The following is a 15,763-nucleotide window of genomic DNA, read 5'->3' as shown; positions in this document are numbered from 1 at the left end:
ATGACCTTTGCGCTACGTGTCCTGGTATTGGAAGACCATGCTTTCCAGCGCTCCGTTGCCGTCAAAATGCTTGAACACTTGGGCTGTGCCACAGTGTTCGAAGCTGCGGACGGTGCCCAGGCCCTGGCCCTGCTGGACCGCGAAGGCCCGGTGGACATCGCCCTCTGTGACTTGCAGATGGAAGGCATGGACGGCGTTGAGTTCATCCAGCGCGTCGGCGCCAGCGGGCAGGTCGGGTCGATCATCATCAGCAGCTCGTTGTCGCCGGACTTGCGCCGTGCGGTGCGCCAGATCGTCTCGTTGCTGGGGCTGGAGTTCCTCGGGGATGTGGAAAAACCTTTGCAGGCGGGGGCGCTGGAAGCATTGCTAAAAAAGCAGTTGCATGCCCGGCCTATCGCAGCCTGCCCACCCGATGACGCACCCGAGTGTGCCACCGAAGCCCAGATGCGCCGAGCGCTGGCCGAGGAGCAATTGCAGGCGTATTACCAACCCAAGTTCAACCTGCGCAGCGGCGCCGTGTGCGGGGTAGAAGTGTTGGCACGCTGGCAGCATCCCACGCGAGGCATCGTGTCGCCCGCCGTGTTTTTGCCGGCGCTGGAACGCTACAGTTTGCTGGATGAGGGCTTGTACCTGCAGATGCACCAGGCCTTGGCCGTGCACGAACAAGCGAGGTGCCAAGGCAGCCTGTTGAACATGGCATTCAACCTGAGCGCCAGCCAGTTGGCCAATCGCGAGCTGGCCGGCAACATCAAGCAGATCCTGCAGAGTCACAGTGTGGCGGGCAGCCATGTCACCTTTGAAATCACCGAAAGCGGCCTGCTCGAAACCCCGAATGTCAGCCTGGAAAGCCTGGTGCGCCTGCGGATGATGGGGTGTCGCTTGTCGATCGATGACTTCGGCGCCGGGTTTTCCTCGATGCAGCGCCTGTGTCAGTTGCCTTTCAATGAAATCAAGCTGGATGCGGAGTTTGTGCACAACCTCAAGCATGAGCCGCGCTGCCTGGCGGTGATCGGCAGCACGTTGGCCTTGGGTGAGGCGCTGGACATGTCGGTGGTGATCGAAGGCATCGAAACCGCTGAGCAACACCGCGCATTGCTGGCGCTGGGCTGCACCCTCGGCCAAGGCTATTGGCATGCACGGCCCATGAGCGGCAGCGATCTGCTGGGTTGGTTGCATCACTCGGCTGCGGCCGTCGGGAGCCGGTCATGATCAACAAGGGCTTGCGCGTGATGATTGCCGACACCCAGCACGAACGGCGCCTGCGCCTGGAGCGTGACTTCAACCACCAGGGCTATTACGCCATTGCGCCGGTGTCGAGCCTGGACGAGCTGACGACGCTGCTCGGCTGTGGCGACCGTGCGTTTGACCTGGTACTGATCAACGCCAACCTCGGCTGTGAGGTCGGCTTCAATCTCAAGGCGTTTTGCCAGGACCATCCGCTGATCCGCCAGGCGCTGATCTATCAGGTGCCCGAGTTGTTCGTGACCTTGTCACGTCACACCCAGCGTTCGCTTCAAGAGGCTTAGTTCGGGCGTAAACGCAGTATCTGTGCGCCATCGAACGGGTCTGTCAGGTAGTGTGCCTGTACGCCGAACGTCTCTTGCAAACGCTGCGGCGTCAACACCTCCAGTGGTTTGCCCAACGCCACCAACCGCCCGTGATCCAGCACCGCCAGCCGATCGCAGGTCAGCGCCTGGTTCAGATCATGCAGGGCAATCAAGGTGGTGACGGGCAACCCTTGCACACCCTTCAAAATGCCCAGCTGATGCTGGATATCCAGGTGATTGGTCGGCTCATCCAGCAACAGGATCTGCGGCCGTTGCGCCAACGCACGGGCGATGTGCACGCGCTGGCGCTCACCGCCCGAGAGGCTGCGCCAGGCGCGATGGCTCAGGTGGGTGGCGTCGACGTCGTGCAGGGCCTGGTTGACGATGGCGTCGTCCTCCGGTGACCATGGGCTCAGCGCCGACAACCACGGTGTGCGGCCCAGCGCCACGGCGTCGAACACGCGGATGGCGTCGTCGGTGTCGGCCTGCTGTTCCACCACGGCCAGTTGTTGCGCGATGGCGCGGCGCGACAGCTTGCCCAGGCGCTGGCCGCCCAGCAGCACTTCGCCGGACGCTGGGGTGCGCAGCCCGGCGAGCAACTTGAGCAAGGTGGATTTGCCGGAGCCGTTCGGCCCGACGATACCGAGGGTTTCGCCCGGCTGAACGTCCAGATGAATGTCGCTCAGCAACTGCGCTTCACGCACCTTGAAGCCCAACCCCGTGCAGCTTAAAACCGTCATCGCGCATTCCTCCGACCAATGAGGATCAGCGCAAACACCGGCGCACCGACCAGCGCCGTGACCACACCGACCGGAATCACCTGGCCCTTGATCAAGGTGCGCGACAGCACATCCGCCGCAATCAAAAACAACGCGCCGCCCAACGCACTGGCCGGCAGCAAGCGCGAATGCCCGGTGCCGAGCAGCAGGCGCACGGCGTGGGGAATCACAAGCCCCACAAACCCGATGGAGCCGACAATCGACACCATCACCGCCGTCACCAACGCCGCGCAGCCCACCAGCACAAACTGCACGCGGCGCACCGGAATGCCGAGGGACGCCGCCGAGTCGCTGCCGAAGGTAAACGCATCCAGGGCGCGACGGTGCCACAGGCACACCGCCAAGCCTGCAACCGCCACCGGCACCGCCAGCCACACCGAAGGCCAGCGCACGCCACTGAGGTTACCGAGCAACCAGAACATGATGCCGCGTGCCTGCTCGGAACTGGCGGATTTGGTGATCAGGAACGCGGTGAGCGCATTGAACAGCTGCGACCCGGCGATGCCCGCCAGGATGATCTGGCCGGTGCCACTGGCCGAACCGCTGGCGCGCGCGAGCAGGATCACCAGCGCAAACGCGGCCATGGCGCCGACAAACGCGCCCGCCGACAACGAGATCAAACCGCCGCCCACGCCCATCAACGCCACCAGCACCGCGCCGGTCGAGGCGCCGGCGCTGATGCCCAGCAGGTACGGATCGGCCAGCGGGTTGCGCAACAGCGATTGCAATATCACGCCGCAGGTCGCCAGCCCAGCACCACACGCAGCGGCGACCAGGGCGCGGGTGAGGCGATAGTTCCACACCACGCCTTCGTCGATGGGGTCGAGCACGTAGCCAGCCGCCCACAGTTTGTTGGCGAGGACTTGGAGTACCACTTGTGGCGAGATGGCGGTTTCGCCGATGGCCACGCCCGCGAGCACGGCGGCCAGGAGCAGGGCCAGGGCGAGTAGGGTTCGGATCATTTGGACAGGTCGTAGCCGTCGATGGCCGTGGCCAGTTGTTCAAGCCCGTCGAACGTACGGATGCTGGCTTGCAGCGCCAGCGCGTCGAGGATGATGATGCGATTGTTTTTCACCGCGTCCATGTTGCGGGTCACCGGGTCGCTGCGCAGGAAGGCGAGTTTCTTTTCATGGTCGTCGGCGGGGTAGCGGCGACGGTCCATGCGTGCGATCACCAGCACGGTCGGGTTGGCCTTGGCGAGGGTTTCCCAGCCGACGGTGGGCCACTCTTCGTCCGACTGCACGACGTTATGCAAACCGAGGGTTTCCAGCATGAATTGCGGAATGCCCTTGTGGCCGGCCACATAAGGGTCGCTGGTCATCTCGGAACTGGAGAACCACACCAACGCGCTGGCTTGCTTGAGGCCCTTGCTTTGCACGGTGGCAACGGATTTGGCCAGGCGCGCCTTGAGTTCGTCGTTCAACTGTTGGCCGCGCGCCTGCACGTCGAAGATCTCGGCGAGTTGGCTGATGCTTTTATAGATTGTCTCGATACGGAACGGCTCCAGCCGCGTGCCGTCGGCGCCCACCAGGTTGTCCTTGCCTTCGCAGTCGGAGGGCAGCAGGTAGGTGGGAATCTTCAGTTCATGGAATTGCTCGCGGGTGCCGACCACGCCTTGCGGCCCGACCACCCATTCCAGCTCGGCGGCCACCAGCTGCGGGCGCTTGGCGATCACGGCTTCGAAGCTCGGCTCGTTGTTGGCCAGGCGCTCAATGCCATCGTTCTGCGCCTTGTACTGCGGCAATACGCTGTTGAACCACAACGAGGTGCCGACCACATTGTCGCCCACGCCCAGGGCGTAGAGCATTTCGGTGGCGGCCTGGCCGATGGTCACGCTGCGGGCCGGGGCTTGCTGAAAGGTTAGGGTGCTGCCGCAGTTTTCTACGGTCAGCGGGTAGTGGGTGGGCGCGGCTTGGGCCAGGGCACAGAACCCCAGGCCGGTAAGCAGGGCGGTAACGCGTGGCAGCATGGGGCTATCTCCGAGTGAAGCGTGCGTGCCGTTCGGAAATACACCCTTGAACGCTGCGATAGGATAGAGGCAGGCAAGAATGTCCTTCCCGGACACCCCGCCGGTTAGTCATTGAGCTTGGGCCGGCAGGTCTCCTGACTGATGCGTCGTCGCCAAGCTCCGGCCTTCCCGGACGAGGTCCAGTGGCATCATGGAGCAGGCTCAGCACCTACAGTTGCGGGGGCAGTTCCGATTGACGCGGGTGTACCGCGCTTCGGATTCCCTATTAGTCCCGTTTGGGAACCGGCGCGGTATGGTAGTCGATCGCGCGGTTGAACGGGAGGTCGTGAACTCAACGGTAGCTCTCTGGCGGTGAGGCTCCTATGATGCTCAGCCCATGGATCGCTTTATCACAAGGAATACACCGTGAAATCATTTGTCGCGCTCGTCCTTATCGCCACCCTGGCCGGTTGTGCCGCTCAGGGTAAATCTGAAAAGCAGATTCTCGACGAGGCCTCCACTGCCTATGTCAAGTCGATGCCCGCCGACTCAGACAAACTGCGCTTGCACACGATGAGCATCCCTAAAAGTGGGATGTTCGGCGACACCCTGGCGATTTCCCTGGCCGGTGACCAAAACGCGGCCAGCCTCAGGAGCGAATTGCTGAATACCAAGCGCTTGGGCGATGTGTTCTTTTTGATCATGGGGGCCGGCACCCCGGTTGATGTTGCCGTGATCGGCAAAGCCGTCGAAGGGCAGGACTTGAAGGGTTTGCAGATTTACTACTCGGGCACCGATGCACAGAAAGATCAGGTGCGTGCGGCGGTCGAGAAGTCGCAGGCGCAGTTTCATTACATCAATACGCAATGAGGGAGCGGCCAAAGAATGTGGGCGCTGGCTTGCCTGCGAAGGCGGCCTGGCTGATACCCTCCGATTAAGCCCGAACACTGCAACTGTGGCGAGCGGGCTTGTCCCGCGTTGGGTTGCGAAGCGACCCTAGAAGGATGAATGCGGTGAGTCAGGCACTCTTGGGCCGCTGGTCCTGGGGCTGCTTCGCAGCCCAACGCGGGCGGTGCGACGATTCGACAAGCCCGCTCGCCACAGGGTAATTATCGCCATCTCTACTGAAGCGTCGGTCAGAGAAGAAGGTCTTCAGGCCCCTGTATCAGCGCTTCAATCCGCGTGCCAGCGACGCACCGAGGCTGTAGAGCAACCCGCCGGCGATAACGAACAGCGCGAGCATGTAGAACATGGTGTGGGCGGGGTGTGTCGCCAAGACCATCCCGCACAGCACCGGGCCCAGGGCCGCGCCAACGTTGCCCAGGTTTTGCGCAGCGTAGTACATGCCCCGCAGATGATCGGGCGCGATGATGTCGATGAACATGTACTCGGCAGGGAACACGATGATCTCTCCCAGTGTGAAGACCGTCATGGATACCACCCAGAACATCAGCGAGGTGGACAAGCCGAACCCCGCCAGGCCGACGATGAACATGGCCAACCCACCTGCGAGCCACAGATTCAAGTGCTGATGGGTGATTCGCTTGCCGATCACGTATTGCAGGCTGATCACCATCAGCGCGTTGGTGGCCACCACGCTGCTGATTATCCGGTAGGCCATTTCGGGTGTCGTGGTGACGATCAGATATTGCGAGAGGTAAGCGGTGAATTGGCCGAACACCACGGCACTGAGTGCTCCGCCCAGGGTAAAACACACCAGCCGGTAATCACTGAGCAGCACTTTGCCGACCGCCAGGAACGGCGCGCCGGGCTGGCTTGTGTCCACGGGCATTGCGTGCTTGTCACCCCACACGGCGTAAACGATAAAAAAACCGGTGCCCAGTATCGCCGACGCCAGGAAGGGCAGGCTGATGGCGAGCACGGCCAATCCCGCACCGAGAAAAGGGCCGACGGCGTAGCCGATGTTGGTCAGGGTGTATTTGATCGAAAATGCTTCACTGCGCGCATCGACGGGCAGTAGCCGGCCAAACCCTGATTTGACCGCGATATCAATGACGGCATACGCCAGGTTGATCGCGACCAGGCAGGCGTAGAACTCCCACAGGTCCCGTGCGGCAAACGCTGCCAGAAACCCGCAAGTGAACACCGCGCAACAGCCCAGGATCAAGCGGTAACCTGGTTGGCTGTCCACCAGGAAACCGCCGTACAGGCTCAACAATGAGCCGAGGATCAGCGAACTGCCGATCACCAGGCCGATGTCGGCGACGCCCAATTGGAACTGGCTCGACAGGTAGATCACCAGATAGGGCAGGGTGATGGCCCTGGCGAGGGTCAACACCAGTGACGCACTCAGAAGCAGGTTGACGTTCAAGGGGTAGTTTTTCAGCGTGGTCAGCATCCGAGCCTCAGTACCGGTTCATTGGTCTAGCTTACTGTTGAGTTGAATTCTGATTTAGGATGTTAATTACCAGCTTGGCTGACCTGAATTCACAAATACGGGGCGTGCATGTTTTCTTCCGAACGCTTGAAAGGGATTGATGTGTTTGTATGTGTCGCGGACTACGGCAGCTTTACCGCCGCTGCCGAGAAAATGAGCCTGACTGCCTCGGCCATCAGCAAAAGCATCGCGCGGCTTGAAGCGCGCCTGGGCGCTCGACTGTTTCTGCGTACAACGCGGCGCTTGTCCCTCACCGAGGCCGGCGTGGCGTTTTACCGTACCTGTACGGGGGTGCTGGCTGACCTGGAGGAGGCCGAGCTGTCGCTGCGCGCGGAGCAAAGCGAGCCGCGTGGACGTGTGCGCATTGATCTGCCCAATGTGTTTGGACGCGTGCGGGTGTTGCCGGTGCTGCTGCCTTTGCTGCAGGCTTTTCCGTCCTTGGTGCCGCACATTTCCTTCAGCGACGGGTTAGTGGACCCATTCAAGGAGGGGGTGGATCTGGTGGTGCGTGTCGGTGAAGCGCAGGGCTGGCCAGAAACGATCGAACAGCGTGTGCTCGCGCACGAATGGCATACGTTGTGTGCCTCGCCGGATTACTTGGCGAACCATGGCACCCCGACGTGCGAGCGTGAGCTTGAACGGCATCAGTGCCTCGCCTACGGCTGGGTGGACGGGCGCGTCAGCTCCTGGAACTTCGCCGGTGAACAGGGCACTGCACGGCGCTGGCAGATGGCGCCGCACCTGGTGATCGGCAATGGCGATGGCTTGATGCAGGCTGCGTTGGCCGGTTGTGGGATCGTGCAACTGCCGTCGTGGGTGGTCCGGCCATCGCTGGAGGAAGGCAAGCTGGTTGAGGTGCTGCCGCAACTGGCCACCGAGGGGGCTGCGATCAGGCTGGCCTGGGTCAGGAATCGCCAGGCGTTGCCCAAGGTCAGCGTGGTGTTGGAAGCCTTGGTGGCGGGGCTGGGTGGGCGATAGCCACGACCCGTGCCCGCGCCACCCCTGCGTGTTACTTGCGGTCCAGCCACACCGTCTGCGCGTTGCAAAATTCCCGCACGCCAAAGTGCGACAGCTCGCGGCCGAAACCACTCTTTTTCACCCCACCAAACGCCACCCGTGGGTCGGAAACGCTGAAGGCGTTGACGAAGATGCCGCCGGTTTCCAGCTGGTTGGCGATGTCGCGCGCCTTGGCCGGGTCGGTGGTGAAGATGCTCGCCGTGAGGCCGAACTCGCTGTCATTCGCCAGGGCCACCGCATGGTCGGCGTCGCGGGCGGTGATGATCGAAGCGACCGGGCCGAACAGTTCCTGTTTGAACGAGGTCATCTGGTCGGTGACGCCTGCCAGTACGGTCGGCTCGTAGTAGTTACCGGCGCCGGGTACTTTATTGCCGCCCAGCAGCAGGGTCGCGCCTTCTTCCAGGGTCGCCTGGACCTGGCCGTGTAACTCGTCGCGCAGGTCGAAGCGTGCCATCGGGCCGATGTAGGTGGTGGCTGACGTCGGGTCGCCCATCACCAAGGCACGGCTGGCCTCCAGGAATTTGGCGGTGAAGGCTTCTACCACGCCTTCCTCGATGATCAGGCGTTTGGCGGCGGCGCAGACTTGGCCGCTGTTCTGGAAACGACCGATCAGTGCGGCTTGCACGGCGGCGTCGAGGTCAGCGTCATTTAGCACGATGAACGGGTCGGAACCGCCCAGTTCCAACACGCATTTTTTCAGCGCAGCGCCAGCCTGGGAGCCGATGGCGATGCCGGCACGCACGCTGCCGGTAAGGGTGACGGCGGCGATGCGCGGGTCGGCGATGGCTTTGGACACGCCGTCGTTGGTCACATTGACCACTTCAAACAGGCCATCGGCGAAACCGGCCTTCTGGAACGCCAGTTGGATCAGATAGGCGCTGCCCATTACGTTCGGCGCATGCTTGAGCACGTAGGTGTTGCCGGCCAACATGGTCGGCACCGCACCGCGCAGCACTTGCCACACCGGGAAGTTCCACGGCATCACGGCGAAGATCGGGCCCAGCGGGCGGTATTCGATCTGGGCGCTGCCGTTGTCCACCAGGGTCGGCTCCGGGGCGAGCATGGCCGGGCCATGGGCGGCGTACCACTCGCTGAGTTGCGCGCATTTTTCGATTTCGGCACGGGCCTGGGCGATGGGTTTGCCCATTTCCAGGGTGATCATCTGCGCCATGTCTTCGGCTTGTTCGCGCAGGGCGCTGGCCAGGCTCAGCAGCAACTCGGCGCGCTGGCTCACCGGCTGGCGGCGCCAGGTGCGGAAGGCGAGGGTGGAGCGGTCGAGGGCGGCGTCCAGTTGCTGCGCGGTTTCATACGGGTAGCTGCCGACCGTTTCGCCGTTGGCCGGGTTGATCGAAAGGGCGTGGGTAGTCGCGTTCATTGCACCGTCCTGCTGAGGGAATTAAGTGGGTTCAGCCTACGGGGCTATCTCTTTTCTGGAAACTGAATAATATTAAGCAATACGTTCACGATTGGAGAATGATGTGGATCTGGTGCAGCTGGAAATCTTCAAGGCCGTTGCCGAGCAAGGCAGCATCAGCGCCGCCGCGCAGTTGATTCATCGGGTGCCGTCGAATCTGACGACGCGCATCAAGCAACTGGAGCAGGACTTGGGTGTGGAGTTGTTCATCCGCGAGAGAAGCCGCCTGCGCCTGTCACCCGCCGGGTGGAACTTCCTGGGTTATGCGCGGCGCATTCTCGACCTGGTACAGGAAGCCCGCGCAACCGTGGCGGGCGAGGAGCCCCAAGGCGCGTTTGCCCTGGGTTCGCTGGAAAGCACGGCAGCGGTGCGTATCCCGGCGTTGCTGGCGGCGTACAACCAGAAACACACCAAGGTCGAGCTGGACCTGAGTACCGGGCCTTCGGGCACCATGATCGAGGGCGTGTTGTCCGGGCGGTTGACAGCGGCGTTCGTCGACGGCCCGCTGCTGCACGCGACCCTGGAAGGCGTGGCGGTGTTCGAGGAAGAGATGGTAGTGATTGCGCCGCTGCATCACGCGCCGATCACCCGTGGGCAGGACGTGAACGGGGAGAGCATCTACACCTTTCGCTCCAACTGTTCATATCGGCATCACCTGGAACGCTGGTTTGCACAGGACGGCGCGGTGCCGGGCAAGATCTTCGAGATCGAGTCCTACCACGGCATGCTCGCCTGCGTCAGCGCCGGCGCGGGCCTGGCGCTGATGCCACGCAGCATGCTCGACAGCATGCCGGGGTCGACGGCGGTGAGCGTGTGGCCGTTGACGGACAACTTCCGGATCCTGCACACCTGGCTGATCTGGCGGCGGGGGACGGTGTCGCAGAGTTTGAACAGTTTTGTGAAGTTGTTGGAGGAACAAGGGGCGATTCGTGCGGCTTAGCCGCCCAATTGCAGGGTGCCCATCGCCAGCTTCGCCAGCAGTGCAGTCGCACCTAATTGCACCAGCCATAGCGCCAAACCACCGAGAAACACACCCAGCGCCACTTGCAGCACCAGGCTTTTCTGGCGCTTGGGTTGCGGTGCGCGTGGGGCGTAGTCATGCAGTTCGTCGCGGTCGGCGCGCAGGTCCAGGTCGTCGTTTCTCATAGCATTCTCACAGCAAAGGGGCGGTCAAGGTTCAGTCTAGGGGCTGGAGACGAAAAAGGGGAAGCCATCGGCTTCCCCTTCTGGTGCAACAGCTGCAGGTTTACAGCACCTGAACGATTGCCTTTGTGACTGCATCAATGTTCGACTGGTTCAACGCCGCCACACAGATACGGCCAGTGTCGAGGGCGTAGATGCCGAACTCGCTGCGCAGACGGGTGACTTGCTCAACGGTCAGGCCGGAGTAGGAGAACATCCCACGCTGGCGGCCGACGAAGCTGAAGTCGTGGCCCGGAGCAGCCTTGGCCAGTTCGGCCACCATCTGCTCGCGCATGCCACGGATGCGCAGGCGCATTTCGGCCAGTTCGGCTTCCCACTGGGCGCGCAGTTCAGGGTTGTTCAGTACCGCTGCAACGATCGCCGCGCCGTGGGTTGGCGGGTTGGAGTAGTTGGTGCGGATCACGCGTTTGACCTGGGACAGGATGCGCGCGCTTTCTTCCTTGGAGTCGCCGACGATGGACAGTGCGCCCACCCGTTCGCCGTACAGGGAGAACGACTTGGAGAACGAGCTGGACACAAAGAAGGTCAGGCCCGATTCAGCGAACAGGCGCACAGCGGCGGCGTCTTCGTGGATGCCGTCGCCAAAGCCCTGGTAGGCCATGTCGAGGAACGGCACCAGGTTCTTGGCCTTGATCACGTCCAGCACGTTCTGCCAGTCGGCCGGGCTCAGGTCGACGCCGGTCGGGTTGTGGCAGCACGCGTGCAGCACCACGATGGACTGGGGCGGCAGGGCGTTGAGGTCTTCGAGCAGGCCGGCACGGTTTACGTCGTGGGTGGCGGCGTCGTAGTAACGGTAGTTTTGCACCGGGAAACCGGCGGTTTCGAACAGGGCGCGGTGGTTTTCCCAGCTCGGGTCGCTGATGGCGACGACGGCGTTTGGCAGCAGCTGCTTGAGGAAGTCAGCACCCAGCTTCAGCGCACCAGTGCCGCCTACCGCTTGCACGGTGGTGACGCGGCCGGCGTTCAGCAGTGGCGACTCAGCGCCGAACAGCAGGGTTTGCACGGCCTTGTCGTAGGCCGCGATGCCGTCGATTGGCAAGTAACCACGGGCGGCGTGTTGCGCCACGCGAATGGCTTCCGCTTCGGCAACGGCACGCAAGAGTGGAATCTTCCCCTCCTCGTTGCAGTAAACGCCCACGCCAAGGTTGACCTTGGTGGTTCGTGTATCGGCGTTGAATGCTTCGTTGAGGCCCAGGATTGGATCGCGTGGTGCCATTTCGACAGCGGAGAACAGGCTCATTTTTGCGGCAGCTCTATGGGGGGTAGGAGGGACGTGTCGCGCTCCAGCCGAATGCACTAGAGCGGTGCACAAACGGGGAGTTAGTATAGAGACCATCACCGCCTGAGGCGACAGCCGAAACGGCTTTTCGGCCAAGTTTTTCGGTTTATTTGCTGACCGTTAGTCTTATTGCAACATTGATCGGTAAGGGCGTGTAGGACGATTGCCTTGAAACCCGTCACATTCGCCACCACTTCTACAGCTATCATGGTTTTTTCCTGCAACCTGCGATGATTATTCGCGGGTTGCTGAGCTATTTCGTCCCTGGCGGTTTTGAGTCTGGGGTGACTTCACGAGGTACGTTATGTCGGATTTCCAGCTCGTCACCCGCTTTGAACCCGCCGGCGATCAACCGGAAGCCATTCGCCAGATGGTCGAAGGCATCGAAGCCGGGCTGGCGCACCAGACCCTGCTCGGGGTGACCGGGTCGGGCAAGACCTTCAGCATCGCCAACGTCATTGCGCAGATCAACCGGCCCACCCTGGTGCTGGCGCCGAACAAGACCCTGGCGGCGCAGCTCTACGGCGAGTTCAAGGCGTTCTTCCCGAACAACGCGGTGGAGTACTTCGTTTCCTACTACGACTACTACCAGCCCGAAGCCTACGTGCCGTCCTCCGATACCTTTATCGAGAAGGATGCGTCGATCAACGACCACATCGAGCAGATGCGGCTGTCGGCGACCAAGGCCTTGCTGGAGCGCAAGGACGCGATCATCGTCACCACGGTGTCGTGCATCTACGGCCTGGGCAGCCCGGAAACCTATCTGAAGATGGTGCTGCACGTCGATCGGGGCGACAAGCTCGATCAACGCGAGCTGTTGCGCCGCCTGACCAGCCTGCAATACACCCGCAATGACATGGATTTTGCCCGTGCCACCTTCCGTGTGCGTGGCGATGTGATCGACATCTACCCGGCGGAATCCGACCTGGAAGCGATCCGCATCGAGCTGTTCGACGATGAAGTCGAGAGCCTGTCGGCCTTCGACCCGTTGACCGGCGAGGTGATCCGCAAGCTGCCGCGCTTCACCTTCTATCCGAAAAGCCACTACGTGACCCCGCGTGAAACCCTGATGGGCGCCATTGAGGGCATCAAAGTCGAGTTGGCCGAGCGCCTGGAGTACCTGCGTTCCAATAACAAGCTGGTGGAAGCCCAGCGCCTGGAGCAGCGCACCCGTTTCGACCTGGAGATGATCCTGGAGCTGGGCTACTGCAACGGCATTGAAAACTACTCGCGCTACCTGTCGGGCCGCGAATCCGGCGCGCCGCCGCCGACGCTTTACGATTACCTGCCGCCTGACGCGCTGCTGGTGATCGACGAGTCCCACGTCAGCGTGCCGCAAGTGGGGGCGATGTATAAGGGCGACCGTTCGCGTAAAGAAACCCTGGTGGAGTACGGTTTCCGCTTGCCGTCGGCCCTGGATAACCGGCCAATGCGCTTTGATGAGTGGGAGTCTATCAGCCCGCAGACCATTTTCGTGTCCGCCACGCCGGGCAACTATGAGGCCGAGCATGCCGGCCGCGTGATCGAGCAACTGGTGCGGCCGACTGGTTTGGTCGACCCGGAAATCGAGATCCGCCCGGCCCTGACCCAGGTCGACGACTTGCTCTCGGAAATCACCAAGCGCGTGGCCCTGGAAGAGCGGGTGCTGGTCACCACGCTGACCAAGCGCATGTCCGAAGACTTGACCGACTACCTGGCCGACCACGGCGTGCGTGTGCGCTACCTGCACTCGGACATCGACACCGTGGAACGCGTGGAGATCATCCGCGACCTGCGCCTGGGTACCTTTGATGTGCTGGTGGGCATCAACCTGCTGCGTGAAGGCCTGGACATGCCGGAAGTGTCGCTGGTGGCGATCCTCGATGCGGACAAAGAGGGCTTTTTGCGCTCTGAACGCTCGTTGATCCAGACCATCGGGCGTGCGGCACGGAACCTCAATGGCCGGGCGATTCTCTACGCGGACCGCATTACCGGTTCCATGGAACGGGCGATTGGTGAGACCCAGCGCCGTCGCGACAAGCAGATTGCGTTCAACCTGGAAAATGGCATCACGCCCAAGGGCGTGTTCAAGGACGTTGCCGACATCATGGAAGGCGCCACCGTGCCGGGCTCGCGCAGCAAAAAGCGCAAAGGTATGGCCAAGGCCGCTGAGGAAAGCGCCAAGTACGAGAACGAATTGCGCTCGCCGAGTGAGATCACCAAGCGCATCCGTCAGTTGGAAGAGAAGATGTACCAGTTGGCGCGGGACCTGGAGTTCGAGGCGGCAGCGCAGACGCGGGACGAGATTGGCAAGTTGCGGGAGCGCCTGCTGGCGGTGTGAGGCTGGAGCCCGGGTGCTCCGGGCTGTTACCATTCGCCCCTTGTTTCAATTTTCAGTTTTATCGCCCATTCGAGACCTGCCATGACCACCGTCCGCACGCGCATCGCGCCATCGCCCACTGGGGATCCCCACGTCGGCACTGCTTACATCGCCTTGTTCAACTACTGCTTTGCCAAGCAGCACGGCGGTGAATTCATCCTGCGGATCGAAGACACCGATCAACTGCGTTCCACCCGCGAGTCGGAACAGCAGATTTTCGATGCCCTGCGCTGGTTGGGCATTACCTGGGCCGAAGGCCCGGACGTCGGTGGCCCGCACGGCCCGTATCGCCAGAGCGAGCGCAGCGACATCTACAAGCAGTACACCCAGCAACTGGTCGACATGGGCCATGCCTTCCCGTGCTTCTGCACCGCAGAAGAGCTGGACCAGATGCGCGCCGAGCAACAGGCCCGTGGCGAAACTCCACGCTACGACGGCCGCGCGTTGCTGCTGTCGAAAGAAGAAGTGGCCCAGCGCCTGGCCGCCGGCGAGCCTCACGTGATCCGCATGAAGGTGCCAAGCGAAGGCGTGTGCGTGGTGCCGGACATGCTGCGCGGTGACGTCGAGATCCCGTGGGACCGCATGGACATGCAGGTGCTGATGAAGACCGACGGCCTGCCGACGTACTTCCTGGCCAACGTGGTCGACGACCACCTGATGGGCATCACCCACGTGCTGCGCGGCGAAGAGTGGTTGCCATCGGCGCCGAAACTGATCCTGCTCTACGAGTACTTTGGCTGGGAACAGCCGCAGCTGTGCTACATGCCGCTGCTGCGTAACCCGGACAAGAGCAAGCTGTCCAAGCGCAAGAACCCGACTTCGGTGACCTTCTACGAGCGTATGGGCTTCATGCCGGAAGCGATGCTCAACTACCTGGGCCGCATGGGCTGGTCAATGCCGGACGAGCGCGAGAAGTTCTCGTTGCAGGAAATGGTCGACAATTTTGATCTGTCCCGTGTGTCGCTCGGCGGGCCGATCTTCGACATCGAGAAACTGTCGTGGCTCAACGGCCAGTGGCTGCGTGACCTGCCGGTGGAAGAATTCGCCAGCCGTGTGCAGCAGTGGGCACTGAACCCCGAATACATGATGAAGATCGCGCCGCTGGTGCAGGGCAGGGTGGAGACCTTCAGCCAGGTCGCACCGTTGGCCAGTTTCTTCTTTGCCGGGGGCGTGAATCCAGATCCTAAGCTGTTCGAGTCGAAGAAACTCTCCGGTGACCAGGTTCGCCAACTGATGCAGTTGATCCTGTGGAAGCTGGAAAGCCTGCGCCAGTGGGAGAAAGATGCGATCACCGCGACGATCCAGGCGGTGGTGGAATCCCTGGAACTGAAATTGCGCGATGCCATGCCGTTGATGTTTGCCGCGATCACCGGGCAGGCCAGTTCGGTGTCGGTGCTGGATGCGATGGAAATCCTCGGCCCGGACTTGACCCGTTTCCGCCTGCGCCAAGCCCTTGATTTGCTTGGTGGTGTGTCGAAGAAAGAAAACAAAGAGTGGGAAAAGCTGCTGGGCGCTATCGCTTAAGCACGCGGTTGAAACGGCGAAACCCCGGTTTTCCGGGGTTTCGACGGTAAGTGATTGTTATCCCGGCAAAAAATTTTGGAAAATGTTGAAAATAAATTTGACACACTTCCAAAGCGCCATTAAGATTCGCCCCGTCCTCACCGATGAGGGGCTATAGCTCAGCTGGGAGAGCGCTTGCATGGCATGCAAGAGGTCAACGGTTCGATCCCGTTTAGCTCCACCAATTTACAGGTTCAAGGTCTGGCCACACCGTCCTTGAATCGATCAGCTCTCAGCGCTGATCAGTTGTACAGAA

14 protein-coding genes, 1 tRNA gene and 1 riboswitch are annotated in these 15,763 nt (G+C 61.8%); of the genes, 8 read left to right on the top strand and 7 right to left on the bottom strand.

Annotated features, from left to right (window positions below; genetic code table 11):
• Positions 1 to 1,209, top strand: coding sequence for an EAL domain-containing response regulator (locus tag OZ428_RS22940; protein ID WP_269131403.1), 1,209 nt, complete (start codon positions 1 to 3; stop codon positions 1,207 to 1,209).
• The gene (locus OZ428_RS22935) at positions 1,206 to 1,526 is read left to right on the top strand and encodes a response regulator (RefSeq protein ID WP_269131402.1); all 321 of its coding nucleotides are present in this window, start codon (positions 1,206 to 1,208) and stop codon (positions 1,524 to 1,526) included. The genes OZ428_RS22940 and OZ428_RS22935 overlap by 4 nt, the downstream gene beginning before the upstream one ends.
• Here the strand turns inward: OZ428_RS22935 and OZ428_RS22930 are convergent.
• Genes OZ428_RS22930 through OZ428_RS22920 form a run of 3 tightly spaced genes read right to left on the bottom strand, consistent with a single transcriptional unit; the run spans position 1,523 to position 4,295 of the window.
• Positions 1,523 to 2,287, bottom strand: a complete 765-nt coding sequence (locus OZ428_RS22930) for an ABC transporter ATP-binding protein (protein WP_033901825.1) — start codon at positions 2,285 to 2,287, stop codon at positions 1,523 to 1,525. The two genes, OZ428_RS22935 and OZ428_RS22930, sit on opposite strands and share 4 nt — an antisense overlap.
• Positions 2,284 to 3,288, bottom strand: coding sequence for a FecCD family ABC transporter permease (locus OZ428_RS22925; RefSeq protein ID WP_269131401.1), 1,005 nt, complete (start codon positions 3,286 to 3,288; stop codon positions 2,284 to 2,286). Before OZ428_RS22925 ends, OZ428_RS22930 begins: the two co-directional genes overlap by 4 nt.
• Positions 3,285 to 4,295, bottom strand: coding sequence for an ABC transporter substrate-binding protein (locus OZ428_RS22920; RefSeq protein ID WP_269131400.1), 1,011 nt, complete (start codon positions 4,293 to 4,295; stop codon positions 3,285 to 3,287). Before OZ428_RS22920 ends, OZ428_RS22925 begins: the two co-directional genes overlap by 4 nt.
• A gap of 107 nt (positions 4,296 to 4,402) precedes the next feature.
• Positions 4,403 to 4,597, bottom strand: a riboswitch (cobalamin riboswitch).
• A gap of 103 nt (positions 4,598 to 4,700) precedes the next feature.
• Between OZ428_RS22920 and OZ428_RS22915 the strand changes: the two genes are divergently transcribed.
• Complete coding sequence (locus tag OZ428_RS22915; RefSeq protein ID WP_269131399.1) at positions 4,701 to 5,144, top strand: hypothetical protein; 444 nt, start codon at positions 4,701 to 4,703, stop codon at positions 5,142 to 5,144.
• Between the two features lie 295 nt (positions 5,145 to 5,439).
• On the opposite strand, the gene OZ428_RS22910 is transcribed toward OZ428_RS22915, so the two are convergent.
• A complete protein-coding gene (locus OZ428_RS22910) occupies positions 5,440 to 6,633 on the bottom strand; it encodes an MFS transporter (RefSeq protein ID WP_269131398.1) in 1,194 nt (397 codons plus the stop codon).
• Between the two features lie 108 nt (positions 6,634 to 6,741).
• Between OZ428_RS22910 and OZ428_RS22905 the strand changes: the two genes are divergently transcribed.
• Positions 6,742 to 7,650, top strand: a complete 909-nt coding sequence (locus OZ428_RS22905) for a LysR family transcriptional regulator (RefSeq protein WP_269131397.1) — start codon at positions 6,742 to 6,744, stop codon at positions 7,648 to 7,650.
• 31 nt (positions 7,651 to 7,681) lie between these two features.
• On the opposite strand, the gene OZ428_RS22900 is transcribed toward OZ428_RS22905, so the two are convergent.
• Positions 7,682 to 9,064 (bottom strand): aldehyde dehydrogenase family protein, encoded by a 1,383-nt coding sequence (locus tag OZ428_RS22900; protein ID WP_269131396.1) that lies wholly within the window; start codon positions 9,062 to 9,064, stop codon positions 7,682 to 7,684.
• 103 nt (positions 9,065 to 9,167) lie between these two features.
• Here OZ428_RS22900 and ptrR point away from each other — a divergent pair, with 103 nt between their 5' ends.
• A complete protein-coding gene (gene ptrR, locus OZ428_RS22895; RefSeq protein WP_269131395.1) occupies positions 9,168 to 10,043 on the top strand; it encodes a putrescine utilization regulator PtrR in 876 nt (291 codons plus the stop codon).
• Here ptrR and OZ428_RS22890 read toward each other — a convergent pair.
• Both OZ428_RS22890 and OZ428_RS22885 read right to left on the bottom strand, forming a co-directional pair.
• A complete protein-coding gene (locus tag OZ428_RS22890) occupies positions 10,040 to 10,249 on the bottom strand; it encodes a hypothetical protein (RefSeq protein ID WP_269131394.1) in 210 nt (69 codons plus the stop codon). The genes ptrR and OZ428_RS22890 overlap by 4 nt on opposite strands.
• A 100-nt stretch (positions 10,250 to 10,349) precedes the next feature.
• Positions 10,350 to 11,546, bottom strand: coding sequence for an amino acid aminotransferase (locus tag OZ428_RS22885; RefSeq protein ID WP_016979489.1), 1,197 nt, complete (start codon positions 11,544 to 11,546; stop codon positions 10,350 to 10,352).
• 343 nt (positions 11,547 to 11,889) lie between these two features.
• Here OZ428_RS22885 and uvrB point away from each other — a divergent pair, with 343 nt between their 5' ends.
• From uvrB to OZ428_RS22870, 3 genes are all read left to right on the top strand, one after another.
• On the top strand, positions 11,890 to 13,905 hold the full coding sequence (uvrB, locus tag OZ428_RS22880; protein WP_038845574.1) for an excinuclease ABC subunit UvrB: 2,016 nt from the start codon (positions 11,890 to 11,892) through the stop codon (positions 13,903 to 13,905).
• Between the two features lie 81 nt (positions 13,906 to 13,986).
• The gene (gene gltX / locus OZ428_RS22875; protein WP_015884987.1) at positions 13,987 to 15,468 is read left to right on the top strand and encodes a glutamate--tRNA ligase; all 1,482 of its coding nucleotides are present in this window, start codon (positions 13,987 to 13,989) and stop codon (positions 15,466 to 15,468) included.
• Between the two features lie 147 nt (positions 15,469 to 15,615).
• Positions 15,616 to 15,691 (top strand) — tRNA-Ala (locus OZ428_RS22870).
• Positions 15,692 to 15,763 lie beyond the last annotated feature (72 nt).

It is taken from the genome of Pseudomonas sp. GXZC, assembly GCF_026967615.1.
GTDB lineage: Bacteria > Pseudomonadota > Gammaproteobacteria > Pseudomonadales > Pseudomonadaceae > Aquipseudomonas > Aquipseudomonas azotoformans_A.
The sequence above is the reverse complement of the archived record's forward strand: the minus strand, read 5'-3'. Positions and strand labels throughout refer to the sequence as shown.